Annotated in this window: 24 protein-coding genes, 1 other RNA gene and 1 riboswitch; of the genes, 19 read left to right on the forward strand and 6 right to left on the reverse strand. The window is 34.8% G+C overall.

Features of this window, described 5'->3' with window-relative positions:
• Positions 1 to 70 precede the first annotated feature (70 nt).
• The 10 genes from FEZ13_RS11600 to FEZ13_RS11645 all read left to right on the forward strand — a co-directional run bounded on the left by FEZ13_RS11600 (position 71) and on the right by FEZ13_RS11645 (position 10,584).
• Positions 71 to 889 (forward strand): transporter substrate-binding domain-containing protein, encoded by an 819-nt coding sequence (locus tag FEZ13_RS11600; protein WP_146552839.1) that lies wholly within the window; start codon positions 71 to 73, stop codon positions 887 to 889.
• Positions 890 to 922: 33 nt separating this feature from the next.
• Positions 923 to 1,627, forward strand: a complete 705-nt coding sequence (locus tag FEZ13_RS11605) for an amino acid ABC transporter permease (RefSeq protein WP_146552840.1) — start codon at positions 923 to 925, stop codon at positions 1,625 to 1,627.
• Between the two features lie 12 nt (positions 1,628 to 1,639).
• On the forward strand, positions 1,640 to 2,347 hold the full coding sequence (locus FEZ13_RS11610; RefSeq protein WP_146552841.1) for an amino acid ABC transporter permease: 708 nt from the start codon (positions 1,640 to 1,642) through the stop codon (positions 2,345 to 2,347).
• A gap of 176 nt (positions 2,348 to 2,523) precedes the next feature.
• Positions 2,524 to 2,802, forward strand: coding sequence for a glutaredoxin family protein (locus FEZ13_RS11615; protein ID WP_146552842.1), 279 nt, complete (start codon positions 2,524 to 2,526; stop codon positions 2,800 to 2,802).
• Positions 2,803 to 2,885: 83 nt separating this feature from the next.
• Complete coding sequence (locus FEZ13_RS11620; RefSeq protein ID WP_146552843.1) at positions 2,886 to 3,818, forward strand: ABC transporter permease; 933 nt, start codon at positions 2,886 to 2,888, stop codon at positions 3,816 to 3,818.
• 3 nt (positions 3,819 to 3,821) lie between these two features.
• Positions 3,822 to 4,715 (forward strand): ABC transporter permease, encoded by an 894-nt coding sequence (locus FEZ13_RS11625; protein WP_146552844.1) that lies wholly within the window; start codon positions 3,822 to 3,824, stop codon positions 4,713 to 4,715.
• Positions 4,716 to 4,727: 12 nt separating this feature from the next.
• The gene (locus FEZ13_RS11630; protein WP_146552845.1) at positions 4,728 to 6,752 is read left to right on the forward strand and encodes an ABC transporter ATP-binding protein; all 2,025 of its coding nucleotides are present in this window, start codon (positions 4,728 to 4,730) and stop codon (positions 6,750 to 6,752) included.
• A 26-nt stretch (positions 6,753 to 6,778) separates the two neighbouring features.
• On the forward strand, positions 6,779 to 8,443 hold the full coding sequence (locus tag FEZ13_RS11635) for an ABC transporter substrate-binding protein (RefSeq protein ID WP_146552846.1): 1,665 nt from the start codon (positions 6,779 to 6,781) through the stop codon (positions 8,441 to 8,443).
• Positions 8,444 to 8,510: 67 nt separating this feature from the next.
• Complete coding sequence (locus tag FEZ13_RS11640) at positions 8,511 to 9,566, forward strand: LLM class flavin-dependent oxidoreductase (RefSeq protein WP_146552847.1); 1,056 nt, start codon at positions 8,511 to 8,513, stop codon at positions 9,564 to 9,566.
• A gap of 571 nt (positions 9,567 to 10,137) precedes the next feature.
• Positions 10,138 to 10,584 carry a hypothetical protein gene (locus tag FEZ13_RS11645; RefSeq protein ID WP_146552848.1) on the forward strand — a complete coding sequence of 149 codons (447 nt, stop codon included), beginning with the start codon at positions 10,138 to 10,140 and terminating at the stop codon, positions 10,582 to 10,584.
• A gap of 293 nt (positions 10,585 to 10,877) precedes the next feature.
• Here FEZ13_RS11645 and ssrS read toward each other — a convergent pair.
• Positions 10,878 to 11,070: non-coding RNA, 6S RNA (gene ssrS, locus FEZ13_RS11650), on the reverse strand.
• Positions 11,071 to 11,630: 560 nt separating this feature from the next.
• Between ssrS and FEZ13_RS11655 the strand changes: the two genes are divergently transcribed.
• Entirely contained in the window at positions 11,631 to 12,230 is a 600-nt protein-coding gene (locus tag FEZ13_RS11655; protein WP_146552849.1) for a nitroreductase family protein, read from the forward strand.
• 21 nt (positions 12,231 to 12,251) lie between these two features.
• Positions 12,252 to 12,746, forward strand: coding sequence for a flavin reductase family protein (locus FEZ13_RS11660; protein ID WP_146552850.1), 495 nt, complete (start codon positions 12,252 to 12,254; stop codon positions 12,744 to 12,746).
• 88 nt (positions 12,747 to 12,834) lie between these two features.
• Here FEZ13_RS11660 and FEZ13_RS11665 read toward each other — a convergent pair whose 3' ends face one another.
• On the reverse strand, positions 12,835 to 13,473 hold the full coding sequence (locus FEZ13_RS11665) for a YfbR-like 5'-deoxynucleotidase (RefSeq protein ID WP_186725890.1): 639 nt from the start codon (positions 13,471 to 13,473) through the stop codon (positions 12,835 to 12,837).
• Positions 13,474 to 13,890: 417 nt separating this feature from the next.
• Here FEZ13_RS11665 and FEZ13_RS11670 point away from each other — a divergent pair, with 417 nt between their 5' ends.
• The 3 genes from FEZ13_RS11670 (at position 13,891) to FEZ13_RS11680 (ending at position 16,640) form a co-directional block, all read left to right on the forward strand.
• A complete protein-coding gene (locus FEZ13_RS11670) occupies positions 13,891 to 14,328 on the forward strand; it encodes a hypothetical protein (RefSeq protein ID WP_146552851.1) in 438 nt (145 codons plus the stop codon).
• Positions 14,329 to 15,937: 1,609 nt separating this feature from the next.
• A complete protein-coding gene (locus FEZ13_RS11675) occupies positions 15,938 to 16,171 on the forward strand; it encodes a hypothetical protein (RefSeq protein ID WP_146552852.1) in 234 nt (77 codons plus the stop codon).
• A 211-nt stretch (positions 16,172 to 16,382) separates the two neighbouring features.
• The gene (locus tag FEZ13_RS11680; RefSeq protein ID WP_146552853.1) at positions 16,383 to 16,640 is read left to right on the forward strand and encodes a hypothetical protein; all 258 of its coding nucleotides are present in this window, start codon (positions 16,383 to 16,385) and stop codon (positions 16,638 to 16,640) included.
• 301 nt (positions 16,641 to 16,941) lie between these two features.
• Here the strand turns inward: FEZ13_RS11680 and FEZ13_RS19575 are convergent, their stop codons facing one another.
• On the reverse strand, positions 16,942 to 17,103 hold the full coding sequence (locus FEZ13_RS19575; protein WP_186725891.1) for a hypothetical protein: 162 nt from the start codon (positions 17,101 to 17,103) through the stop codon (positions 16,942 to 16,944).
• Between the two features lie 785 nt (positions 17,104 to 17,888).
• Between FEZ13_RS19575 and FEZ13_RS11685 the strand changes: the two genes are divergently transcribed.
• The gene (locus FEZ13_RS11685; RefSeq protein ID WP_146550333.1) at positions 17,889 to 18,416 is read left to right on the forward strand and encodes a thioredoxin domain-containing protein; all 528 of its coding nucleotides are present in this window, start codon (positions 17,889 to 17,891) and stop codon (positions 18,414 to 18,416) included.
• A gap of 98 nt (positions 18,417 to 18,514) precedes the next feature.
• Here the strand turns inward: FEZ13_RS11685 and pbp4 are convergent, their stop codons facing one another.
• A complete protein-coding gene (pbp4, locus tag FEZ13_RS11690) occupies positions 18,515 to 20,512 on the reverse strand; it encodes a penicillin-binding protein PBP4(5) (protein WP_146552854.1) in 1,998 nt (665 codons plus the stop codon).
• Positions 20,513 to 20,633: 121 nt separating this feature from the next.
• Here pbp4 and FEZ13_RS11695 point away from each other — a divergent pair, with 121 nt between their 5' ends.
• Complete coding sequence (locus FEZ13_RS11695) at positions 20,634 to 21,110, forward strand: hypothetical protein (protein ID WP_146552855.1); 477 nt, start codon at positions 20,634 to 20,636, stop codon at positions 21,108 to 21,110.
• A 306-nt stretch (positions 21,111 to 21,416) separates the two neighbouring features.
• Here the strand turns inward: FEZ13_RS11695 and FEZ13_RS11700 are convergent, their stop codons facing one another.
• Positions 21,417 to 22,406 carry a S66 family peptidase gene (locus FEZ13_RS11700; protein ID WP_146552856.1) on the reverse strand — a complete coding sequence of 330 codons (990 nt, stop codon included), beginning with the start codon at positions 22,404 to 22,406 and terminating at the stop codon, positions 21,417 to 21,419.
• Positions 22,407 to 22,816: 410 nt separating this feature from the next.
• On the opposite strand from FEZ13_RS11700, the gene FEZ13_RS11705 reads away from it, so the two are divergent.
• Complete coding sequence (locus tag FEZ13_RS11705) at positions 22,817 to 23,242, forward strand: hypothetical protein (protein WP_146552857.1); 426 nt, start codon at positions 22,817 to 22,819, stop codon at positions 23,240 to 23,242.
• Between the two features lie 192 nt (positions 23,243 to 23,434).
• On the opposite strand, the gene FEZ13_RS11710 is transcribed toward FEZ13_RS11705, so the two are convergent.
• Positions 23,435 to 23,944, reverse strand: a complete 510-nt coding sequence (locus FEZ13_RS11710; RefSeq protein ID WP_146552858.1) for a ferritin — start codon at positions 23,942 to 23,944, stop codon at positions 23,435 to 23,437.
• A gap of 1,250 nt (positions 23,945 to 25,194) precedes the next feature.
• Between FEZ13_RS11710 and FEZ13_RS11715 the strand changes: the two genes are divergently transcribed.
• On the forward strand, positions 25,195 to 25,722 hold the full coding sequence (locus FEZ13_RS11715) for a hypothetical protein (RefSeq protein WP_146552859.1): 528 nt from the start codon (positions 25,195 to 25,197) through the stop codon (positions 25,720 to 25,722).
• Positions 25,723 to 26,104: 382 nt separating this feature from the next.
• A riboswitch (cobalamin riboswitch) is annotated at positions 26,105 to 26,287 on the forward strand.
• Positions 26,288 to 26,364: the final 77 nt, after the last annotated feature.

The following is a 26,364-nucleotide window of genomic DNA, read 5'->3' on the forward strand; positions in this document are numbered from 1 at the left end:
TAAATATATTACGTTTTCACTATAAATCATAGTAAACAAATTAGAATAATATAAATAAGGAGATGAATGGATGAAACATATAAAAAAACTTTGGATTGGAGTCATGATCTCCTCAATCGCTTTATTAGGTGCATGTTCTTCTAAAGCGCAATCAGATGAAAAGGAAAATGGAAGTTCTTCTAAGGTCAAAACCATTATTGTTGGGACAGGTACACAATTTCCAAATGTTTGCTTTATCGATAAAAACGGCAAGCTGACAGGGTATGATGTTGAAATTGTACGAGCAATCGATAAAAAGCTTCCAGAATATAAATTCAAGTTCAAAACGATGGAATTTTCAAACTTGTTATTAAGCCTACAAACCAAAAAAATTGATCTAATCGCACATCAAATGGAAGTCAATAAGGAAAGGCAAGAAAAGTTTCTATTCAACAAAGAACCGTATAATGTTTTCCCACTAAAAGTAACGGTTTTTAAGGGAAACAATGAAATAAAATCGATTAATGATTTAAAAGGTAAGAAAGTAAGTGTCACAGCAACTAGTAACTCCGCTGTGTTTATAGAAGATTACAATAAAAAACATCATTTAGGAGCCAAAATCGTGTATGGTTCTAGTTCAGCTGATAGTAATGAACAGTTGAAAAAGGGAAGAATTGATGCGCTTATTTCAACGCCATTTGCAGTGGATTTCAACAATGAGCAAGTAGATGCACAACAAAAGGTCGTTGGCGATACATTATTAAATTCTAAAGTATATTTCTTATTAAATAAAGATGAAACAACGCTTTCCGATCGAATCGATGAGGCATTAAAAGAGTTAAAAAAAGAAGGAGTCGTTAGTGAATTGAGTAAAAAATGGCTTGGGGCAGATTACTCGGTAGATTTTTAATATTGTTGAGAAAGCCCTAAAGGAGGTGAGTGGATGGGGAAAGCATTTGATCCCGCGCTAATCATTGAGTTTATTCCTATGCTCGTAAAATACTTAGGTGTGACCTTAGAAATTTTATGTTTCTCAATCCTATTCGGAACGATCATTGGAATAATCGTAGCTTTACCAAAACTCTTTCATGTTCCAATAGCAAGGCAGATCGTTACAGTATACATTTCATTCATAAGAGGAACCCCCATCCTTATTCAACTTTTTCTAGTCTATTACGGTTTGCCAGCATTTTTGAGTATATGGGATATTGATATCACTAGGATGGATGCTCTTTATTTTGTTATCATTACGTATTCATTAAGTCACGGTGCTATTTTTGCAGAGATTTTTCGAAGCGCTATTCAAGCAATTGACGTTGGGCAGACCGAAGCGGCCTATTCCGTTGGCATGAAACCTATCCAAAGTTTTTTTAGAATTGTATTTCCACAAGCGATTCGAATTGCCTTTCCGAATATGGCCAATTCGATTATTGGTTCTTTGAAAGATACTTCGTTAGCTTTCACTATTGGTGTGATGGATATGATGGGTAGAGGTGAAACGTTAATTGCATCTACAGCACATGCTTTAGAGGTATATATTTCATTATCAATCGTGTATTACGTAATAGTGCTGCTATTCGAAAAAATGTTCAGTGTTTCTGAGAGATATTTGAATCGTTATCATTCTCAGGGCATTTCTTCTTTTTGAGGGGGAAACAGTATGGTTATTGATTTTTCTTTTGTATGGATTGCTTTCAAAGAAATTTTAAAGGCGGTTCCTTTAACTCTAATACTTACATTTGTACCTATTGTGGTTGGGTTTTTGATTGGTTTAGCTGTAGCTTTGATAAGAGCTCATAACATAAAATTTTTAAGCCCAATAGCTAATTTCTATGTTTCCTTTTTTAGAGGTACGCCTGCAATTATGCACATTATGGTGATCTATTTTGGATTTCCTATTCTTTTAGATTCTGTCATCAAGAAATTCAATTTACCTTTCCAATCAAATCATGTGCCAATTGTAGTATTTGTGATAACAGCATTATCTTTGACTGCCGGATCTTACTTATCTGAAATTATTCGATCGGGGATCTCAAGCGTTTCAAAAGGTCAAATCGAAGCGGCTTATACAATTGGTATGAATACATTCCAAGTTGTAAAAAGGATTATCTTACCACAGGCACTCGCTCAATCTGTTCCGAATATAACGAATCTTATCATTGGCTTTTTGCATACGACATCCATTGCTTTTCTTGTTTCGCAAAAGGAAATTACTGGCGCCGCTAATATAGTTGCTTCAAAGAATTTAAAGTTTCTAGAAGCTTTTATAGCTGCTGGGATTATTTATTGGGCGATTACGCTGATCATTGAAACCATTGCTTATTTTCTTGAAAAGAAGGCAAAGTCCTATAGTAGAAGCGCATTTTAAAAGGCAAAGTCTAGATATTATTTGGCGGAAAAAAGGGATTTTATGGAGAGCATTATCACGATCGGTTCCTTGTCACAAAGGGCTATGCGATATTCTAGTTGCTAGCCATGGACATAAAGATAGTTACAAAAAATAGAAGATTGAGATAAACAAAATTTTGAACGGAGGAATTTTGAATGGCACAACAATTATCAATCGTCGTTTGGGCAAAAAAGGGCTGCAGTTATTGCAATGACGTAAAGGATTATTTAAAGAAACATCATTTGGCATACCAAATGGTCGATGTAACAGATCACGATGAATTTCGTGATATTTTAGATGTTAAATACGGCGTTCGCCATGTACCAGTCGTAGAACTTGGCGTTAACAACCAATATCAAGGTGTAACAGAAATAGGAATCGAACATTTAGAAAATGCATTACAAGCAGCAAGTGAAGTTGCCCCATCTAAATAGAGGGTCAATCCAAAACAGCATTTAGGATAAGGAATACGCAAATACTTTCTGCTGTACCTTGGTGGAAGAAAGGATAGTGGAAGATGTTAAAATTATTGATTAATCGTTGTTGTACCGCTCTATTTGTATTATTTGGTTCATTGCTCGCTGTTTTTTCTATCAATTATTTTTTACCAACGGATGTCGTGGATTCACTATCAGCATCCAATGCCTCGAATCCAGAGATAGCAGAAAATTTAAGAAAAGAATTGGGACTGAATCAGCCCTTTTATACACAATTTTCCCATTATATCATTGGTATTTTACATGGTGACTTTGGGGCATCCGCAATTGATGGAGAACCTGTTATCGATAAAATCATCACACAGTTTCCGGCAACTCTTTCGCTTACACTAACAAGCATTTTAATTGCTCTGATTGTTGGACTGACATTAGGTGTACTAGCAGCAGTACATCAAAATACAGTCATTGATTATGTGGCAAGAGTGATCGGTTTATTTGGTATTTCAATGCCAACATTTTGGTCTGGTATATTACTTATTCTTATTTTTTCAATTTCTTTAGGATGGTTTCCAGCAATGGGGTCTGAGGGCTTTTCCACTTTAGTTCTTCCATCCATTACTCTGGGGCTTGTAGGGGCAGGGTTCATCGTTCGAGTTGTTCGTAATAGTATGCTGGAAATTATTAGCGAGAATTTTATCCAGACTCTACGCGCAAAAGGGCTTTCTGAAAGAATGGTTATCTATAGACATGCATTACGTAATGCACTCATTCCGGCTATTACGATTATTGGTGTAATTATCGGCGATTTTTTAGGAGGAACTGTAGTCATCGAAACAGTATTTGCTAGAAAAGGGATTGGCCGTTTAGTAGCAGACGCTATCATCGCAAAAGATTTGCCAATTGTTCAGGGAGTCGTATTCTTCACAGCTATATTTTATGTTGTCATAAACTTATTGGTCGATATTTCTTACTCAGTTATAGATCCACGGATTCGTAGACAGATAGGGAGGTAATGTATGAGACAGGTTATTTCAGAGTATAAGAATCACAAGGATGTCACGATATTAAAGAAAAAGCCTATGATATTACATTCACCGAAGTTCAGCAATATATTCCTATGGTTGTCCATTCTCGTTATTATTTTTTTAGGTAGTTGTTCAATTATACCAGGATGGATCACATCATATACACCTACAACGATGCAGGCTGATCAAATTTTACAAGCACCATCGTTCAAGCATTTATTTGGTACAGATTATTTTGGTAGGGATGTTTTTAGTTTAGTTGTCTATGGTAGTAGGGCTTCTTTGTTAGTCGGCATTTGTGCAGTATTAGTAAGTAGTTTAGTTGGTAGTGCGTTAGGCATGATTGTAGGATATATTGGTGGATTTATGGATGTGATTTTCATGCGTATTGTGGAAATCATTCAAACCATCCCAAGTATTTTGTTAGCATTAGCTCTGGCTGCAGCAATGGGACCTAGCTTTATAAATTTGGTCATAGCTATTACAATATCAGCTATTCCCGGTTATGCAAGAGTCATGAGAGGACAGATATTGAGTGTTAAAAATCGCCCTTTTATATTAGCTTCTCGATCCATCGGTACACCGAGCTATATTATTTTTTTAAAACATATTTTGCCTAATTCTTATTCACCATTGATCGTAATGGCAACAAATGGTTTAGGAACTGCTATTTTAACCAGTGCAGGATTAAGTTTTTTAGGGTTGGGTGTGATAAGGGATATACCAGATTGGGGGCTTCTGCTCTCACAAGGCCGAAACTATTTAACTGCTGGTTGGTGGATCGCTACTTTCCCAGGACTTGCGATTGCTCTATTTGTGTTAGCTGTCAACATCATTGGTGATAGTTTAAGGGATTATTTTGATCCGAAAAAAAGAATAGAGTAGAGGGGATGCACCTTGGGGAAACCATTATTAAATGTAAGCGAGTTAACAGTAGATTTTAAAACAAAAAGAGGCTTATTAACAGCCATTTCTAATATTTCTTTAACCATTAAACCTAGTGAAACAATATGCATAGTTGGAGAATCGGGAAGCGGCAAATCCGTAACTTCAAAAGCGATCATGCGCTTAATAGATGATGAAAATGGTGTGATTTCGAAAGGATCTATTCAACTGGAAGATCAAGATTTAAACCTATTAACTAAGAGAGATTTAAATCGTATTCGAGGCAAAAAAATCGCTATGATTTTTCAAGAACCTTCATCGGCTTTTGATCCTGTTTTTACAATAGGCGATCAGATTGTTGAAACGATTGTGAAGCACTTGAAACTTTCGAAAAAGGAAGCTTGGCAAAGAGGCATCGAATTATTAAAAAAAGTTGGGTTATCTGAGCCTGTAATCAGGATGAAGCAATACCCAAACGAGTTATCGGGTGGAATGCTACAACGCGCTATGATCGCTATGGCTCTATCCTGTAATCCTGATTTGCTGATTGCGGATGAGCCGACTACTGCCTTAGATGTGACCATTCAATCGCAAATTATTGAATTATTAAATTCTTTAAAAAAGGAATTTCATATGGCTGTGCTATTGATCACACATGATTTAGGAGTGGCTGCACAGTTGGCCGACCGAATTGTTGTGATGTATGCTGGCACAATTGTAGAAGAGGGAAAGGTTGAACAAATTTTCTCGCAACCACATCATCCATATACAAGCGGATTGCTGCAATCCATTCCAAAACTAGATGCTAAAAAGGAAACCAAATTATTCTCTATAGAAGGAACGATTCCTAGTTTATCAAATATGCCGAGCGGTTGTCGTTTCCATCCAAGATGTCCCTTTGCAACGGAAAAATGTCGTTTAGAAAGTCCGCCGTTAAAAAATATTGATGGGCAACAGAGTGCATGTTGGCATACGAGTGAACTGATCAATCATGAAAATAAGTTTCACAATGAATCACAACTGGGGTTAACGCAAGAAACGATCCCTATTCAACAAGAAGTCACTGAACAGGAGCCATTGTTCGAGGTTCGCGAGCTAAGTAAGTATTATCCTATCAAACATTCTCATAAAACAATTAAAGCAGTTGATCATGTTTCCCTAAAGATTTATAAAGGAGAAACATTTGGATTGGTAGGGGAATCGGGCAGTGGTAAATCGACATTTGGCCGAACACTTTTACAATTGGAAAAACCTTCAGACGGTGAAGTGTTATTCGATGGCCAATCTCTAGCTGCATTCAATCATCGTGAATTACGCCAAAAGCGCCGAGAAATGCAAGTGATTTTTCAAGATCCGTATGGCTCTCTTGATCCGAAATGGACAATCGGCAGTATTATTGCGGAGCCTTTAAAAACGCATTTAAAAAAACAAAGTAAAAAGGAAATTATAGCGGCTGTAAAGGAACTTATGGTGAAAGTAGGCCTAGAACCAGAATGGATTGACCGACATCCGCATGAGTTTTCTGGTGGGCAACGGCAAAGAATTGGTATTGCCAGAGCCATGGCAGCTAATCCCTCATTTGTGTTAGCGGATGAAGCTGTTTCTGCTTTAGATGTTTCGGTACAAGCACAAATTATTAATCTTTTAAAAGAATTACAGCAATCATCAGGATTGACCTATCTGTTTATCGGGCACAACTTAAATGTCGTTCGGCATATTTCGGATCGTATTGGTGTGATGTATTTAGGGAAAATAGTTGAAATTGCTTCAAGCGATGAATTATTTGAAAACCCTTTACACCCATACACATCAGGTTTGATCAAATCTATTCCAAGTATTGAAAAGATCGGTACACATCAAATAGATACATTGAAGGGCGAAATACCATCACCCTCTGATCCACCATCTGGCTGTGCGTTTCGTACAAGATGTCCATTTGCTACAGAATTATGTCATAAAGAAGTACCTACGTTAAAGGAATATCAAACAGCCCATTTTGCGGCATGTCATTATGCAGAAAAAAGGAAGATCGATTGAAAAGATCGTTGAGAGGATGAATAGTTATGTTGAAAACAAGAAAGTCTTTATTATCCATATTTTTATTGACCCTGAGTCTAGCGCTCTTACTAGCGGGATGTTCTTCTAATGGAGATGCAGGATCAAAGACCTCTAGTTCTAATAATACACAGGCTGATGAAAAAGAAAAGGCTCCAAAAGAAGGGGGAGAACTTACTTACGCTTTAGCGACTGCACCGGATACTTTAGATCCTCACGTCAGCGGTATGGCGGTTGCAACGCGTGTCATTAAGAGCATTTTCGAATCACTTGTTTATAAAGATGAAAATAATGAAATCCAACCATGGCTTGCTACTGAGTGGAATGTGTCTAATGACAAAAAGACCTATACTTTAAAATTAAGAAAAGATGTAAAGTTCCAAGATGGAGAGCCATTTAATGCAGAGGCAGTAAAATATAATTTTGAGCGAATTGCTGATCCAGCTACGAAAGCACTTACTGCTAGTGTTTATACAGAGCCAGTGAAGTCAGTAAAAGTAGTAGATGATTACACAGTGAAAATCGAACTGAAACATCCATCTGCTAGTTTCTTAGCTATATTAGCTCATTCTAATTTATCCATCGTATCACCTAAAGCTGCCAAAAAATATGGAAGTCAGTTTGGCTTGCATCCTGTAGGAACAGGTCCATTCAAGTTTGAAGAGCTTTCAGCAAATAACAAAATCGTACTATCTAAGTTTAAAGATTACCACGGACAATACCCTCTTGCTCAACATGAAGGTGCAGCTTATTTAGATAAATTGACATTTAAAATTGTATCAGAAGAGGCAACACGTATTGGTAGTGTACAGAGTGGGCAAATAAAGGCTGCAGAAACAGTACCGCCACAAGATATTGTTTCGATTAAAAAAGGCAAACAATTAAAGCTATGGGAGGCTGAAGCAGCTGGGTTATCTTATACACTTTTTGTCAATAACACGGCCGCTCCTTGGAATGATATAAAAGCTCGCCAAGCATTAAAACAAAGTATTGATGTTGATCGTATTGTTAAAACGCTCTATTTGGGTACCTACAAAAGAGCTTGGTCTGTTATTACACCTGCAACTCTTGGTTATGACAATACTTTAGAAAATCAAAAGACTTATGATGTTGAACAAGCCAATAAAGCATTTGATGAATTGGGCTGGAAAAAGGATTCAGATGGATTTCGTAAAAAAGACGGTAAAACTTTAACATTGAGAATTCTTGATGATGCGGTAAACCGAGAAAAACGCCAAGATATTTCATTGATGGTGAAAGAACAATTGAAAGAAGTAGGGGTTGATGTGAAGATTCAAACTTCTACAGAGGTTCAAGCGCTTCTTGCTGATAAGACAGCATACGATTTACGAGGCAATAGCCGCGTAGCTCTTGATCCAGAAGATTTGACGCTATTCTATCATTCTAAACAAATATACGGCAAAGGCGGTATTAATATAGGATGGTATAAAAATAAAGAAGTTGATCATTTGCTTGAACAAGCATCCGTTGAATTTGATGTAGAAAAACGAAAAGAACTTTATAAGAAGGTTCAAAAGATATTGATTGATGATGTGGCAAGTATTCCAGTATATGTATTCCCATATACAGTGGCGACAACTCCAGATGTACAAGGTCTTCAATTCGATTCAATTGGTTATCCATCATTCTATGATGTTAATTTAACCAAATAAGATGATAGATGATTAATCTTTTTAGAATCGTTCTTCAAGTTACATTAAAAAATGGAGGTTATTAAAAATGAAATTTGTTCTATTTAACTTGCTTCAGAATATTCCCAATAAGTTAACAGGCGAAACAATCACAACGCAACAATTTCTTCAAAACACAATCCAACAAGCTAAATTAGCTGAAAGTCTTGGATATGATGGTTATGGCGTAGGGGAAAGACATGGTACACCGTTTCTTTCTTCTTCACCAGCTGTTTTGCTAACAGCTATTGCAGCTAATACATCAAAAATTCGTCTATTAACGACTGTTACAGTATTGAGCATACTCGATCCAGTTCGTGTGGCTGAGGATTATGCCACACTTGATCATCTGGCTGGTGGACGATTGGATTTGATGATTGGAAAGGGAAATGATCCACGCCACTATCCTCTATTTGGTATTAAAGAGGAAGAACAATGGGAAGCATTGGCTGAAAAGTATGATCTATTCAAGAGACTATGGCATGAAGAAAATGTGACTTGGGAAGGGAAATTCCGGACACCTTTAACGCAGGTAACAACCGAACCTAGACCATTGCAAAAAAATATCCGCATTTGGCATGGCAGTGCATCAAGTAAGCTTTCTACGGAGCTTGCTGCCAAAAATGGCGACCCTATTTTTTCATCCAACACATTCCATCCACAAGCGAAGTATAAAGCGTTAATCGATCATTATCGTGAACGTTTAGACTTTTATGGTTATGATGCTAAAAATGCTATTGTCGGGGCAGGAGCTAGAGGGTTATATCTAGCAAATACTTCAGAAGAAGCTATAAAGCGTTATCGCCCATACTATAATGCGTATATGAATACAGAGGCTTCTAAATTTAATGAATCACCATTTAAAGATTTAGAAGATCATATTCAAAACGGATCGGCATTAGTAGGTAGTGCTGATCAGGTTATCGAAAAAATATTGAATTATTATGAAGCTTTTGGTCACCAAGTTCAAGCAATCAGTGTGGAAGGTCTAACTGCAGAAGAACAGCAAGAACAACTTGAAAGATTCGCCACGGAGGTCATCCCTGTTTTAAAACGTGAAATCCCAAGTACAGTTTGGGATGAAAAGAGCCCAATTTTAACTTAAAGGGCGCTAAATGTTCTGAAAGTTACTACATGAGCATTATCTACGATCCGTTACAAAAGCCTGCTATATTTTTGAAATAGCAGGTTTTTGTTTATTTCACAATATATAATTTTTGTAATAAAAAGGATCATGAATCATGCTATTATTTAAAATAATATTAAGAAATGTCAGGCATGTTGATTATCCAATTTTCTCCATAAAGTATTTATTCGCCCTTTGAGATAATTTATTTGCTCTCTCAGGGATTTTATTCGCTCTTTCAAAAGATTTATTCGCCCTTTGAAACAATTTATTTGCTCTCTCAAAAGATTTATTTGCTCTTTTAAAGACTTTATTCGCTCTTTCTGCAGGATATTGGATTGTTTTTTATCGAATATGTGCTGCACAAAAGGAACGAGCAAGCCGCAGCGAAGATCTATATAAATGGTCCGAAAAATGCAGGTTTTCTCAAAAATCGTGCCACAGACGGCCTAATTTTTGTCAAATCAACACGCGTGAAGAAATGTATTATTATGTAGGAGATAGAGAGGATGTAATTTAAATAAAAAAGGTCACAATTTTAAGCTTTATCATGATTTTAAGCATTGTTGTTGTGGGTTGTATTGGTGAAAGATACGAATTTAAACCTCCGAAAGCGACAATTGGTGATAATAGCCAAGCATTAGTTGAAGCAAACGTATCTTGGACTGGTGAAGATAATAAGGAAATAGAGCATAAAGTGGACGATCCTCAACAGTTAGCTCTTTCCCAAAAACCGATGAACGTTTCATCAAACGCTGACAATACTTTAAATTTTTCTGTACATGATTCTAATAAGTCTCTTAGCTATGAACCCCAAAAAGTAACCATCACATTTTGGAAAGATGGCCATAAGATAGCATCGAATGATATGGATGTAAGTGATATGAATTCATTTCAATTTAAAAATCCTTCTGGGCCAGGGAGTTATGTAATTGAAGTCAATCTAGATACAGATAATGGAAAGGCCCAATATGTAGGTAATCTTATAGTAGAGTAGGGAATAAAAAAGCGACCATATTAACGGATTGTTCACATGAATGAAGTCCTACTCACAATCCTAATATTAATAGCAATTTATGCCTAAAATAAGTTAAGGTAAGATGATCTCACCAATAAAGAGCATTTTCTCAACCTCCAAAATTAACGATCTGAAAAGTTTATATTCATAACATTATTCTCAATAATTATCATATAATATGGTGAATTTTAACCCCAATTTAACCCCACCATCAAAAATGCACCTACCATAAAGGTAAGTGCAAAGTATGATAAATACTTATATGACGCTGTTTAGAAGCCGCTTTTGCCGTAATTTTTAATATCGAAAGTTTTAAACCACCACTCCTCAAAGTGGGTGTTCGCAGAGTCTTTCATGTTCGTCCACATCAAAGTGGATGTGGCATACCAATCCGTACTCAATTAAAACTCCCTATTACAGTTCAAAGGTTAAAACTTAATATTATTACGCACAACGCAGCTTGTATTCATATATTACTGCATAAGTGAATGATCTGCAAGGAATCATACTTTATTTATAATAGGTGAAAGAAATATCTGTTAGCAAGTATGTGCGGAAGTATGAAAAAACCTATATTTTATGCTCGCAAAATATTATAAATTTTTACCTTGTGTGCCTTGTAAAGTATATGCACCGATGTTAAAATGTACATATATTTTATTATTCATATTGATTAACTATGTTTTAACTTCTAATTAGCATTATATGTTGATTGGAGTATAGTAGGATATTATTGATGATTCAAGGCTTTATTTAAAAGTGTGATGGACATTATTTTGCTGAAGACAGGTATTTCTGTAGGCGAACGGATGGGTTTCCTTTGTTGCGCTAAATTCATATAAAAAAATTTATTTCTTCGTTATTGTACTGGTTCCTTAGTGGAGCAGTTTTTTCAATGCTGTACGTAGAGTTTCCTACAAGGCCTCATCTGACAGAAGCTTTGTCCTTCGCTTGATAAGAAGATCCATATATCCAATCACAAGGGTATTCAGAAAAAACTTGAGTAAAAACAGGGAGGAATAAATATGACAAAGAATTTTTATGAAGCAGTTGAAAATAGACATTCGATCTATGGATTATCCGATGAATTTGTTATTTCCGATGAACGCTTACAAGAGGTATTACATATAGCAGTAAAGCATGCACCATCTGCTTTCAATTCCCAAACAGCACGTTTAGTGGTGTTATTAGAAGATCAAAATCAAGAGTTCTGGAAACAAGTTTTTGATGGGATTAAAGATGGTCTAAGCGAAGAACGATATGAACGAAATAAAAAGCGCTTTGAAGGTTTTGCGAGTGGTCATGGAACCGTTCTTGTTTTCGAAGACGAAAAGGAAATCGCTACCTACCAAGAAAAATTCTCTGATTTAGCAGATGTATTTCCTATTTTTTCACAACAATCATCTGGTATGTTGCAATATCTCGTTTGGACGACACTTGAAAATGAAGGATTTGGTGCTAGCCTACAGCACTACTATCCACAATTATCTGAGGAATTAAAGAAACAATGGGGCATTCAAGAAGGATGGAAACTGATTTCGGAAATACCGTTTGGTGCACCTACAGAATCGCCAAAGCCAAAAGAATATAAACCAGCAGAAGATATGGTGTCCATCGTAAAATAACAAGGGAAAGGTAGATGTGAAGTGGTACAAAAACAAGATGATTTTAAAAAAGCATTAGGAAATTATCCAACAGGTGTAACAGTTGTTACAACATTTGATAAAGAAAATCATCCAGTCGGTCTTACGGTTAATTCATTTGCTTCTGTATCATTAGATCCATTATTAATTCTCTGGTCAATTGATAAAAAGTCGAAGTCCTTATCTGATTTTACAAACAGCAGAAAATTTGCAGTCAATATTTTGGCTAGCGATCAAGAAAAAATATGTTTCCTTTTTTCAAGCAAGGAAGTAGATCGTTTTGGACAATGTGAATGGCAGCGTTCAGAAAATAATTTACCGGTTTTGGGGGATGTCGCATCCGTCTTAGAATGTGAAACAGTTCAACAAATAGAAGCTGGAGATCATATTATATTGATAGGGCAAGTTCATCATATAGTGAATGCGGATAAAGCACCTTTACTTTATCATCAACGAAATGTGGGAGAAATTCCGAGAACATTTTATCAAACAATATAAACGGGTAAACTGCAGGCAATGGATGAAATAGATTGTTTGCGGTTTATTTTTGAGTAAAATAAAAAAGCATATGCCTTAGTTGTAAGGCTTAAGCTTCTGATAGTACTTCCTTGGTCAATGCAGTAATATCAACGGATGTTTTTTCCGTTATAACGTCTGCCAGAATGACGTTTTTGAAGTAATCTACACTTGAAGGTAGGGGAATGACGAGTAATTTTTTTAATGCTTCTTGATACATGCTGATAAACTCATTGTCGGAATTGCCTCGTTTCAGCTCTGCAAATGCCTCGTAAAATAAATCCAGTTTATCTGCAAATTCCAGTAAACGCCCTTCTACCGTAGCATCCTTTCCTTCTTTCATACGTTCAAAGAAAATTTCTTGGAACTCCTCTGGAATTTCATTGAAGATAAATTTTTCCATCATTTTTTCTTCTACATGAGAAATCATCTGCTTTAGTTCTGGCGATGCATGTTTGACAGGTGTTTTAATATCTCCGATAAATACTTCAGCAAAATCATGATTGATGGTTTTTTCATATAATGATTTCCAATTAATAATGGATCCATTCATTTCTTCAATCGTTCCAAAAAACAAGGCGTATTGTGATACTTTCCATGAGTGGGCTGCTACATTATGTTCTTCGAATTTGAAGCGGCCTGGACAACGTATGATACGCTCTAAATCATTGAGACTAGTAAAAAATTTATGAATACCTATAGCAATCATCTCCTTTAGATTATATAGCTAAATTGACCGTTTCGTCATGATCATAAGGAACAGAAAACTGCCAATAAAAGCTTAGTGTGTTTAGAAATACAGACATTGTCAAAGAAAGTGTTGTCTGAATTTCTGCGGACATCAATAGTAAAGAGAAAGGTTTTTGGGTGAAAGGTTTGTTTATTTATTGTATGTTACTTTATCAAGAATGTGATTAGGATGTCCACTAATTCCTCCTTGATACAGATATTATTATATAATATTATTTGTGTTGCATTTGCTTATTTACAAAGAAAACAAGTTATCTTTACACTGTGTTACAAAGTGCCAAGTCGTCAAAACATGTTCATTTTTTTGTCCATTGCTTGTATGTGTTATTTCCTATATTGTTGAGGTAAGAATTATATATGCAAAGGAAGCTTATTTATGCTCTATTCAACAGTATTATTTATACATGTATTTAGTGCAGTATTATCGATTGGTCCTTTTTTTGTACTCATTCCTATGTTAAAGAAGATGAAAATCGCTAAAACTCATGAAGAAATGACCGCTTATGTTACAACATTTTCACTTGCGGTTCAAATCGTAAAACATGCAGGACATATTCTCATATTATCGGGTATTTATCTTTTATGGAGTGGAGGCTACTCTATCACTTCACCATTTATTGTTATGACCATTGTCTTACTCATGGCATCCATTGTATTTTTAGCTAGAGCGTTTAAGCCAACGATAAGAACTTTTAATACACCAGAGTATCATCAACAATTATTTGTCGCAAAACTTAAAAAGGCTGTTTGGATTTATACGATTTTGTTGCTGATTATGCTATGGTTTATGGTAACAAAGCCGCCTTTATGGTAAATTCTTATAGAGGCGTTCATCCTTTTGTATAAAGTAGAATGGTGGATTTAGAGGTTAATGCAAAAAGCCTCCTGCATGTTGATCTGGTAACATGCAGGAGGCTTTTTAGGTAGCATCATCAAGAACGATAAATGTCATCGCAGCATCGCTTGAAAAAGGGCGTTTGAGAGGTGCGAATTTTAACAGCTATGAAATGAATACAGTGTTGGAGGATTTAAGAAAAATAAGTGAGTGAAAAAAGATCAAGGGTAAAACGATAGTATATGGTAATGTGAGTTTTCAAGATGAACCAATAAGCTCATCAGTTTACAATTGATAAAGACTCAGATTCTAAAGAGTTATTTGGTTTAAATGGGTACAAACAGCATCTTAAATATAGCTCGTACAGCACAATGAAAAATACGGTTTTATGTTAAAATTGAAATAATAGGTGTGGTGTTAAATATAAAGAAAATATACTTTATAAAATTGCCGGGAGTGTATATATATTACTTTCATTAATGTACTTGGGGGTAATCTTATTTTTTATTCAAAGACGAACAAATTTATTTTAATAGGTTTATTATTTTTATTTTTTCATTTATACCCTTAAATTTTGTAGTAGGTGCGTACTATTTTAAACTCCATACTATTGATTACGTTAGATTAAATGATAATGAGCTTTCCATTTATAAAAGCTTGATTTTGCCTAGAAAAAAACTCAATATCTCAGAAATTGAACAAGGTAGAATCATTGGTGAAAAACTTATCTTAATTTTAAAGAATGGTAAAGAAGTCGCGATAAGTTTCAAATTATTAACTATTACAGATTCTGAAAATTTGTTAATTAAATTAAAAGAATTCTTTTTAGTTGAACAAGCATTTGTAAAATAATGTATTATTAAGTAAACATTTACTCGCAATAACGGGCAGTAAGACCCATCTCAAGATTTAGAGAGAAGCGAAAAAGATAGGTGGGGGATGAACTGCTCGTAAAAGCCCAATTGGTTCAGGTCAACAAGTTATTGGTCACTCAGGTGTTATCATAGGATATGGCGTCTTTCACTTCCGTTCCTCTAATTCAGTGGGGGATGAAGAAGACCTCCACTGATGGAGTTTCACTTTATCATATATCACTTATCACACAGAAAAATAAGTACCTTCATAAGCCGCTCCTATGTTTCACTTTATCATATATCACTTATCACTCTTCAGCAGTCCTAAATTCACTTAATAATTGTAATAGATAATGAACAGTGAAAAAAGGCATAATTACTTTTTGAAAATTTTTAACAAAAGTGAAAAAAGTAAGTAAAAAAGTGCGATGTTAAGTAACAAACCTAACCACATAAAACTGAATGTTCCATCAGAATATAAACCTAACCATTCGGCAGGAAAACCATAAAAGCGTGATTTATCATCATCAATTCTGTAGCCGAAGTCAAAAATGAAAGAAAAGATGAGAACTAGTATAATACTCAAACTCAATAAATATATTTTTTTAGTTTTCAAAAAAAAATCTAACTCCTATCTAGTATTTTGGAATCTTTAAAAGTATGATACAATATATATTAAAAAATATATAAAAAGGATAATTTTACATAAAAAGTATATTTTTATCTGGTGTTTTTTGATTGGTAGCAGTGTTTTTGCCTTTAGTAATACCGCTTATACAAATTCTGAAACACCTACAATTATCAATGATACCACATCTGTTAATCCAGAAAAATCTAAAGTCACAATGAATGATATACATAATGTTGTAAATCAAACAGATGCTTTAGAACTAATAGATGTAAAAGATTTACCTGAAGAAGCACCCTTTGTTGAATTTGATAGCCTTGAAGAGTTCCAAAAGCAGTAACAGATTTAGAAGAAGAAAATAATAATACGTTAATTTCTGATGAATTACCTACAGGATTTAATACGATTTCTAGTAGTTCTAACAGCTTAGCAAGCGGGGAATCAACTACTTAGCTGTTGCTAAGAGTAGAACGGATGTCTTAATTGTATTTGTAAAGCCTTCATGGAATCCTTTAAAATCAGTTACACAACCAGCTAGTATTACTGTTAATTTGACATATAAATATAAGAGTGGAGCATTTACTAAATTAAGTAAAATAACATCTCACAGTTTAGGTATTCCTACGAGTTGGGTTCAAGAAAATTATAATTATAAATTTTATTCCTCTAAAAAAGGAATTGACGTAGAACTTAATGGATATAACGTGGTGGGTGTTGCTATTAAAGGACAAGCAATAGGCGCAAAAATAAATGATACTGTTACTTTTAAATATGAACTCGGCGGTAATAAGAGAATAGCTGAATATTAATCTGAAAAAACAGATAAGAAAACAATCTCTCTTTGGACTAACCTAATAAGACAACATAAAACACCTTCGAATAGGGCGTATCGGGAAATATGACCTATCGAAGGTGTTTTTTGCATAGGCAAAAATAGATATACATCAGATCACGCGTGTTGATTTGACAAAAATTAGAAGTGTCTGTTTAACATAGTTTTTGAAAAACTCTGTATTTTCAAGACCATTTATATAGATCTTCGCTGCGGCTTGCTCGAGTCCTCGAAAATGCAAGCATTTCCTTCGTGCGGTGTGATTCGAGGAAGAAAATTCAACGTCTCGCGGGAAAAGCGAATAGATGAGACCCCGCAGCGCAAGCGATTAAGGAACGGAGTTGTAGTGCGCCACGTCCTGTGGCAACGACTCCGTGACCAACATCCTGTTGCCCCCAGTATTCGCCCGCATGAGTCGTGCAAGCCGTAGCGGAAATCAACGAATACACTATATTTTGTAGGAAAAATTGGATAATCAACACGCTTGATATAGCATAAACTAATTTATCTATATGGAAATATAATCATTATATATATACTTTACTATCCTTATTTTAACAGGCGAAGCTCTCATAACTAAAACTTTGTCGTGACATTATAATAATTGATCACAAACGTTAAACGGAAATATGGATTGTAACGTTTATGATGAAAAATCTAACGTTAAGTATATAGACGACTAAAAATAAATGGATTTCTTTACGAGGACACAGAATGGGGAATCGTCAATCGAATCCTTGTTATTTTAAATAAGTCAAAGGTACAATTCACTCCGATGAATGAATCATTTATATCGATTGTATGATGAGCATTTGAATCGTCTTTTTTGTGGAAATGGTATTGAATCGATGATCATACAGTAGTATATTAAATTTATATAAATGGATAGGAATAATAAGGAATAGAAATGAACAGATGTGTATTTTTAGTTGTATGATTAATCCCGCTTTAACTGGCAGTAAGACCCCCATCTCAAGATTTAGAGAGAAACGAAAAGATAGATGGGGGACTAACTGCCCGTAAAAAGTCCGATTGGTTCCACTAACTATCAGTGGGGAATGAAGAAAACCACCGCTGATGGAGTTTCACTTTATCAGAGTTCTTTCCTATTATATTGTTTACAATATGTTCAAAAGATTTGCTATGGCAGTTTGAAAGATATGGTCTTTTCGTTTTTAAAGTTCCTATCTTTTTTAGAGAATAAATATGGAAAGGATGATTACACATGACAGCGATAAAAAATAAGTATTTAACAAAAGGGAGCGAGGATGCACCTTTAAAACTAGAGGCCTTTTTAAATTTAGCTTGTCCGGGAAGTGCAGCTTTTTATAATTATGCAAAGGAAATACTGCCTACGTATATTGAAAACGGGCAAATTCAGTACATTGTAAAATTGTATGATAAACCACGTGAAGAATTATTACCAGGTACGCTTGTCCATCTTGCATTGGATTATTCAAAACCTGAGGAAACATTCCAAATCATTGACAAATTATATGCAACACAACCTGAGTGGCGCGATTTGCCAGATAAAGAGATTAAAGCATTGCTGATCCGCGAATATAATCAACAACAAGAAGAACGAAAAGAAAATACAGCAATCAGTTTGTCTATTACGGGTGAAGCTATTGAAAGAGATGTACAAGGCGTTCCGACGATCTTCATCAATGGTGAACGTAAAGCTTTAACATTCCCATTACAAGAAGAACAAGTCAAAACAATTATCGAAGAAGAAGTAGCAAAATTAAAATAAGCATTTATAAAAAGAAGAACAAGGCAGATCTTTGTAAGGATCCGTTTTGTTCTTCTTTCATCATGTAGTCGTTAAGGATTACATGGACTGCAGTGTCATTATTTTTCCAATTCTTTGATTAAAGGTTTTGCTAGTTCGGTTGCTGTTTTGCCGATTTTTTGATGGTCCTCTATGACAGATAACACTAAGAATTCTTGGTTCTTTTTCGTGTCAAAGGCTACGATGAAGCTATTTTCTTGTCCTTTTGTTCCTTGTGTTTGTTTCAGTTCAGCCGTTCCAGTTTTGGCAGCTAAAGTAGAGCTGATACCATTTAAAATATGTGCCGTTCCGTTTGGATTTTGGATGACCTGTGTCATTGCCTGATGGACGATTTCAGCAGATTTTGAGCTAACAGCATCTTTTGCCTTTGTTTTTTCATTTGCTAATAGATGTCCATAAATGATTTTACCGTTGTTAGCAAAAGCACTATAGGTAATGGCCTGTTGAATTGGAGACATTAATACTTGACCTTGCCCATAAGCAGTATCTGCTAATAGAATTTGCGATTTAAATGATGTTTTATTGGAAATTTGAGCAGGTTCCATTGAAAAAGGTAAGTCTAATTTTTCACCAAAGATAAACTGATTGAATCCTTTACGTAATACCTTTTCGCCCATTTCAAGCCCTGTTTGAGCAAAGAAAATATTATCAGAATAGATGAAGGCTGTTTCTAAATTGACTTTAGGAACGTTGGAAACACGTGTGATATAATAATTGCCCCATGATTTATCTTTTTGCCATTTCAATCCGCTGATCGTTCGTGTCTTATCTGTTGTTAATGTGCCAGCATCAAGTGCAACACTGGCCGTTACAGTTTTCAAGGTAGAACCGGGTGCATATCGTTGCGTAAAGCGATTGGCGAATGGTTTTCGTTCGTCATTTAGGTAAGCGTCATATTCTTTTTGTGAAATGCCACGAATCATTAGGTTTGGATCGTAAGAAGGTTTGCTGACAAGTGCTGATAGCTCACCTGTTTTGGGCTGCATGATGACAGTCGCACCTGTAGCATTGTCAAGTGCATTATATGCTTTTACTTGCGTGTTCGCATCAATGGTTAGTTGAAGATCCTTGCCATCCTCGCGATATGCTTCTAACAACACTTCTTTTACTTTGCCGTTTTGATCGATAAGTGAAATCTTACCACCATTTTTTCCACGTAATTCTTTATCATAAGCTCTTTCTAAACCACTTTTTCCAATATTCGCATCAGCCGATAGTGTTTTGTCCTTTTTTAAATCCTCTGCTGTTACTTTTCCAGTATAGCCGATCATGGTTGATGCAGCTTTGCCGAGTGGATAATAACGAATATCGACCGCTTGATATTGTACAGCTGTCATCTTTTTGATCTGATTATCTTCAACGACTTTCAGAGGAACAAACAAATCTTCTTTTACCCATTTTTGGTCAAGCTTTGCTTCAATTTCCTTTACGCTGATGTGAAATTGTTGAGCAATGGCGTTTATATTTTCTGTTCTTTCAGTGCCTTTACCAAGTTCTTTAGGAATGATCCCAGCTTGGTGGAATTCAGCATTGGTTGCAAGTGCGCTGCCATTTTTGTCGAGAATCTTTCCACGAACGGCATCATCTTCTGTGTAGGATATTTTATCGGTCGCTTCCATGTGGGGGAAGATTAAATTTGGTTGCCAGTCAATGACATAATCTTTTCCTTGTTTGATAAGTTTTCCTTTGTAGGAGAGGGTAGGTAATTTACCTAATCCTGTGGCTAAATTTAGTTTGTATGAAAATTGAAATTGTCCATTTTTTATTTTGGAGATTTTCAAATCGCTTGCTTTTAGATTTTCTGCACCAATACCGTTAAATATATTGGTATATTTATCAATGAATGTTTGTTTGGTGTAATGTGCTTTTTGCAGTGATTGGTTGGATACGACAGATGGCAATTGATCAAATTGTTGTTGTGTGAGGATTTGAATAAATTGTTTTGCTTTTTGTGTTGCCTTTTGTTCGGCATTTTTGTGTGCCATATAATAAGAGCCACCGGATATCGCTAGAACGAGTACCACAATTATTCCGATAAGCAATGGTTTCTTTTTCATCATACGTTCCCCCTTCTTAACGTTATTATCGATGATATTAGGCAAAAAGTATATAGAATGAGCACATAAATGTTAAAATGGGAAAAGAAAATATCAATATAGCAACAGAAAGAGGCATCATATGAAAAAAATGAGGATTGGTCTTATCTTTATTGCGATTGTCCTAATCATTCTTGGATGGGGAGCACATAAAGAAAAGGTACAAAAACAACAAATCAATACGATTCTAAATAATCAACAGGATGTCAATCAAATAGTGGTCATGAATTATCAAACGAATAAAGAAAAAGAACTGAACAAAAGCGAAGCAGCACAATACAAGGAAGAAAATCCATTAAGTCATATTGAAAAATTGGATAGCGGAGATCGCAAATTATTTGCGGATAAGGCTGACTACAGCATTACTTATCGAATAGATAGCAAAAAATTATACTCTGTTGAGATATTACGTTTAAAGGGAAAAGAGGCAGCCATTTCAGATGAATTGCGCCCATTTCTTTTTGAAGTAAATGGGAAAAACTATATGATCTATTGGCCTGAGCAAAACAAAGTATTGGAGCAATCAGAGAATACTAAAGAACTGCTACGACATTTGTGATCTGGCTGATGGAGTGTATATGATTCATTCTTATGAAAATACCTATAAATGTAAATCAAACGGATATTAACGCGGGCATTGAGATTCAAGTAAACTTTCATGAGGGATTGCTCCCAACCCATAAAGTTTTTACACAGAAAAAAGCGGGCGGATAGGCAGGGAGAGTGACTGTCTGTAAAAGCGGAGGGTTCAATTTATATACAATGGGTATGAAGAAATTCTCCATTATGTGAAGTTTCACCTTATTGAATAGTAGGTGGTGAGAATTACTTAAAAATTTCACTTTCTTTTTATAAGATTGAATCACTATAACCAAGGCTCAATCGCAAATATTTTATTGTTAATGGTATCTAATCTTATGTTCTTTCCAATAGCAAGTGGAATCATTGGTTGTGTGTGACAGCTATCGAACTCTGCTAAAATAGGAATATTTTTATCATCTAATTGTTCTAGTAATAAATCCAAAGGGGTTTTCCCAGTATTTAAATCATTAAATTGCTCGTGTTTTCCTAAAATGATTCCACTGATTTTGTCAAAAATCCCATGCAATTTTAACATTGCAAAATTCTTTTCGATAACTGAAGCATCTTTCATTGTGTCTTCAATCAATAAGATATCCCCATCTTTTATTTCAGGAAAATAGGGTGTACCAATAAAGCCATACATGGCATTATTGTTTCCACCAATCAATCGACCTTCTACAATTGCTTCATTAACACTTATCCATTTATTTGAATAAAGTTCTTTTTCTTTTGTTTTTTCTAGCCAATTCACCAACTCATCTGACCAATAGGAAGGTTCTTGTATTTCGTAGGGAAGAGATTGATCAGCACAAAAATAGTGTTCAAAATATGTATATGTATCATTAACCAAGGGTTCGAACTCTCCAAAAGAAGGTACAATCGCTGGACCATAATATGTTGTTATGTTTGTTTTGGCATATAAAGCAAGTAATATTGCTGTTGCATCGGAGTAACCAACAACAAATTTTGGATTTTTATAAAATGCCCTATAATCGATATATGGAAGTATACTGTTCGAGTTTGTTCCACCAATCATCGACATGATCATTTTGATAGATGGATCGCCCAATAACTCATTTAATTCTTCTGCACGTTCTTTCGGGCTGCCAGAACGATAAATATCTTGTTGACCAGTTAATTTTCCTTCTACAATTTGAAATCCCTTGTTTTCTAAATAAGCTTTTCCTCTTTCATATCGTTTTTTCGCTGTGACTGATGCAGGAGACGAAGGTGAAAATATGCCAATTTTATCTCCTTTTGTTAATGGAATCATTAGCGTTGCTCCCTTTGTAATATAAATTTATGATTATTATATCAAAATTTGATATTGACAGTAACAAGTTATTTATCCCGCTTTAACGGTGAGTAAGACCCTCATCTCAAGATATAGAGAGAAACGAAAAAGATAGATGGGGGATCAACTTCCGCATGCGTCCGATTGGTTCGGGCGGGCAGGATGTTGGTCCCTCAGGTGTTGCCATAAGACGTGCGCTTTTAGCCTGAGTTCCTCTATTTCAGTGGAGGATGAGAAAAACCCCACTGATGGAGTTTCACTTTATTGTGAATTTGGGTAAGATTACTTCAATAGTAGCATTTTATTCAAGAATGCAAAGATAGAGCAAACTAGAGGAATATGCAAAAAAATTAAAATATTTAATTTTTTAGAAAGGAAGGTAATTTAGGATGATGCGACTGTTAGGGATCTTATTGCTTTCTTTAGTCATAGTGGCATGTGGAAAGGCTGATGATCGTGTGAATACTCTAAATAAGATCAAAGTGACGATTAAAATCGAGGATCATGTTGATTATGAACAAAATTATTTAATTAGCATCTCAACCAAAGGAAAACATACAAAAGAATTGGCAATACTACCCAAAAACATTTCATTTATCACAGATGGAAAGAAAGAAAAAAATGTGAATTTATATACTGATGTTCCTTATACATTACGTGTCTATAAAACGGACTTCAAGTCTATGGATGAATACTTTCAAAAAACAAAGACAGGAGGTTTGAAAAAAGATGAGATTAGTGAGGATAATCCACTATATAAAGAGACGTTTATACCTACAAACGATACTAAGACAATAACAATACTAGTTGATTAAGAATAGACTTTTTTGATAGAATTTGAACTTAGTAAATATTTTATGATTAATTGAATTTATTTAGATAAGTTAAACAAATACAGAAAGAGATGGTATAAAAGATTCTAATATACCATCCCTTATGACATATGATTTTTATTTAAATTAATCACAAATCTTGAAAAGTCTATCTTATGTTAAATAGGCATTTAATTATGCTTCTTGAGCTTCCGTAAAAGTGCGATTACCTAATTCAGCATCTAACATGAAAATAGCGTTTGAATCGTTTTCGATACGTTCAAATTTATGAATAATAGTATCTAAAGTAGATTCTTCTTCTACTTGTTCATCGATGAACCATTTTAAGAACGCCATCGTAGCATGTTCACGTTCATCTAAAGCAATATCGGCAAGTTCATAAATTCGATGTGTTACCTTTTTCTCATGTTGAAGTGCTGTTTTGAATGTTTCTAAAACGGAGGAAAAGTCATTTTTAGGGCTTTCAAATCCTTCAATTGTCACGCGATAGCCCATATCATTTAAGAAATTATAAAATTTCATCGCATGGAAACGTTCTTCTTCAGCTTGTACTAAATAGAAATTAGCAAATCCATCGTAATTTTCATTTGTACAATAAGCAGCCATAGCTAAATAAGTATGTGCGGAAAAGAATTCAAAATTCATTTGATCATTAAGTGCGGCATGAAGCTTTTCAGATAACATAAAAAGCCCTCCCTGTCATATTATTATTTAGAGATTTTCTCTTTCTAGTATACAACCGTCATCATCAAGTATTCGAAAATAATTTGGGGAAATAAGGATTGTAATGGGAATCAGGCATATTGATTATCCAATTTTATCTATAAAATACAGAGCAATTGTTGATTTCCTACGGCTTGCACGACTCATGAGGGCGAACGCCGAGCCGCTTCCTTCGCTTGCGCTCCGTGCAGGGTCTCATCTGTTCGCTTTTCCCGCGGGAGTAGAGCAAGCCTCCGCTCCAATCTATGCAAATGGAGCTAAAAATACAGGATTTTAGGATGATTCTAGCAAATATATATCCTATTTTCTCCCTAATTAACACGCCTGAATAGAAATAAGAAAATCATTTGTTCCTCATATTCTTATAGAAAATAATAACTTTCCTATGACTATTATTATAACATTTTTCCTTTTAAAGTACACCGGATAGATGTATGTTCCTCATAATTTTCCTTTAAAAGGTAGTGCGGAGGGATAGAAAACTATTTTAGTTGAAGCGATTGGGATTTCTACAGGCAATTGATTTCTAAGATTAACAAGGCATCAAGAATGTTTACGGATTAGGAAAAAACAAGAATTTGCTAGAAAAGAGTAAGATAAAAATTGAAGAGTTAGGCTAGTACCAGTCATCGAAATAATTAATAGAGTTCAGTTAAGCTATGCAACTTTTACGCATAATGATGGTCAAATCATAGAAAACGCAAAATATAAATATTGGGAGTTAATGATGAAATATATTAGACTACTTTTAATCAATATTTTAGCTGTTGTAATTGTATAATGCTGCTGTTTTTGGATAGCGGATATCACAAATGATGTTATTTATGAAGGCAATGCATATCTTATTGCGCTCGTAACACCTTTTCTCTTATTTATCGTGAATTTTTTAATGGAAAAAAAGAAGAGGAATGCTGTACATAGTAGTTTATTTTTTATTTTAGTCGGAAGTATTGGTGGGATGTTTTTATATTTCAAACTGAACAGTACCCCATTTCAAAACGGCTTTCCTTATATCCAAGTACAGACAATGAATCAAATGGGCTTTCGATACTTTTATATAAGGCTGTTTTTTTCCAATGCTTGATAGGAAGTGCTCTTTATGAATGGACATTGCATAAAAAGAAAAATACTTCATGGTAATATTTTGATGGATTGATTTTTTGGGTTCATCATCAGTAGAAGTTGCTATCTAGGAAAGGAGATGCACTATTATGATTGATTGGCGGTGGAATGAAGTTGACATAGTGGAAAGTCAAGAAAGATGGTATGAAGCAAAATCATTCCTCACAAAAAAGTGGAAGCAGAATCCTGAAAATTTGAAAATTCTTATTAGGCTTGGTTTCTTTTGCTGGTATGTTTTGGTCGAAGAGGACTGTATAGGGGGCGAAAAATTAGATTCTAATGAGTTAGAGATTATGCTAAATGAAGTCACATATTTTGGTTTGACCAATTTTATGGAAAATGAAGATTTTCTTTGGTGTTTTGGTTATATGATTTCACAGTTTCCGTATTACTTCGGTGATTATGAACATTGGGAAGAAAAAGGAATTTCGATGTTAAAACGTGCTTATGAACTATGTCCTGATGACCCAGTGTATCAATATTCTTATTTAGGTTCTCTCCCTGATAGTGGCGGAAAACTTAAAGTTGAATTACAACAAGTACAAACTGTTCTTGAAGATAGATTTCAAGGAGAAGGCATATTATCCGATTATTTTAAAGATGTATGGCAAAATTAGTAGGTAAATTAATAAGCTAAAGAGTTCATTTAATAGGAATGTGGAAACTTTATTTTATAGAATTTCTATATATTTGCAGACTCTTTTAATCTATGCAAGTGGCATATTTTTTTAATATTTTCATTTTTCAATGTCACTTACAATTTTGGATTCAAAAGTAAAATATATTCTCACGCGTGATATTTTATAAATGAAATTGGATAATCATGACACCTGATTCCTACGCAGGTTTGAAGAGAAACAGTAGTTTATAACTAATATTTGAAGCAGGACTTTTTGGATAGACCCGTATATTCTTGAAACAATTTAAAGTTTAAAAACAAACTTTAGTCGCTTGTACAAAAAGCGGGAAGATGATATTATTAGAATAACATCACAATATATAGTATGTTGTTTATCTTGGTTCTACTATATGTAGATTAATAGGGAAATCAGTGAGAATCTGATGCTGTCCCCGCAACTGTAAATGTGAAACGAATGTCAATAGCCACTATGTTTTTACATGGGAAGGTGACTAGTAGGGTGAAGCATAAGCCAGGAGACCTGCCTAATAAACAATTGCACATTTTTTCGGGGGCTAGGAAATGGGGGCAAATAAGTCTGCATTTCCATCGACCTAATTGTTTCCATTTTGAAATAAAG

Origin of the sequence: Rummeliibacillus sp. SL167 (assembly GCF_007896505.1) — a bacterium.
GTDB classification, from domain to species: Bacteria; Bacillota; Bacilli; order Bacillales_A; family Planococcaceae; genus Rummeliibacillus; species Rummeliibacillus suwonensis.

Excerpts from the sequence above, each read along its gene's own strand:
- pbp4 (WP_146552854.1), bottom strand. The coding sequence starts at position 20,512 with ATGAAAAAGAAACCATTGCTTATCGGAATAATTGTGGTACTCGTTCTA.
- FEZ13_RS11715 (WP_146552859.1), top strand. The coding sequence starts at position 25,195 with ATGATTGATTGGCGGTGGAATGAAGTTGACATAGTGGAAAGTCAAGAA.
- FEZ13_RS11640 (WP_146552847.1), top strand. The coding sequence starts at position 8,511 with ATGAAATTTGTTCTATTTAACTTGCTTCAGAATATTCCCAATAAGTTA.
- FEZ13_RS11620 (WP_146552843.1), top strand. The coding sequence starts at position 2,886 with ATGTTAAAATTATTGATTAATCGTTGTTGTACCGCTCTATTTGTATTA.
- FEZ13_RS11655 (WP_146552849.1), top strand. The coding sequence starts at position 11,631 with ATGACAAAGAATTTTTATGAAGCAGTTGAAAATAGACATTCGATCTAT.
- FEZ13_RS11710 (WP_146552858.1), bottom strand. The coding sequence starts at position 23,944 with ATGTTATCTGAAAAGCTTCATGCCGCACTTAATGATCAAATGAATTTT.
- FEZ13_RS11665 (WP_186725890.1), bottom strand. The coding sequence starts at position 13,473 with ATGATTGCTATAGGTATTCATAAATTTTTTACTAGTCTCAATGATTTA.
- FEZ13_RS11645 (WP_146552848.1), top strand. The coding sequence starts at position 10,138 with ATGATTTTAAGCATTGTTGTTGTGGGTTGTATTGGTGAAAGATACGAA.
- FEZ13_RS11705 (WP_146552857.1), top strand. The coding sequence starts at position 22,817 with ATGATGCGACTGTTAGGGATCTTATTGCTTTCTTTAGTCATAGTGGCA.
- FEZ13_RS11625 (WP_146552844.1), top strand. The coding sequence starts at position 3,822 with ATGAGACAGGTTATTTCAGAGTATAAGAATCACAAGGATGTCACGATA.
- FEZ13_RS11635 (WP_146552846.1), top strand. The coding sequence starts at position 6,779 with ATGTTGAAAACAAGAAAGTCTTTATTATCCATATTTTTATTGACCCTG.
- FEZ13_RS11695 (WP_146552855.1), top strand. The coding sequence starts at position 20,634 with ATGAAAAAAATGAGGATTGGTCTTATCTTTATTGCGATTGTCCTAATC.
- FEZ13_RS11685 (WP_146550333.1), top strand. The coding sequence starts at position 17,889 with ATGACAGCGATAAAAAATAAGTATTTAACAAAAGGGAGCGAGGATGCA.
- FEZ13_RS11605 (WP_146552840.1), top strand. The coding sequence starts at position 923 with ATGGGGAAAGCATTTGATCCCGCGCTAATCATTGAGTTTATTCCTATG.
- FEZ13_RS11670 (WP_146552851.1), top strand. The coding sequence starts at position 13,891 with ATGCTCTATTCAACAGTATTATTTATACATGTATTTAGTGCAGTATTA.
- FEZ13_RS11615 (WP_146552842.1), top strand. The coding sequence starts at position 2,524 with ATGGCACAACAATTATCAATCGTCGTTTGGGCAAAAAAGGGCTGCAGT.
- FEZ13_RS11700 (WP_146552856.1), bottom strand. The coding sequence starts at position 22,406 with ATGATTCCATTAACAAAAGGAGATAAAATTGGCATATTTTCACCTTCG.
- FEZ13_RS11610 (WP_146552841.1), top strand. The coding sequence starts at position 1,640 with ATGGTTATTGATTTTTCTTTTGTATGGATTGCTTTCAAAGAAATTTTA.
- FEZ13_RS11600 (WP_146552839.1), top strand. The coding sequence starts at position 71 with ATGAAACATATAAAAAAACTTTGGATTGGAGTCATGATCTCCTCAATC.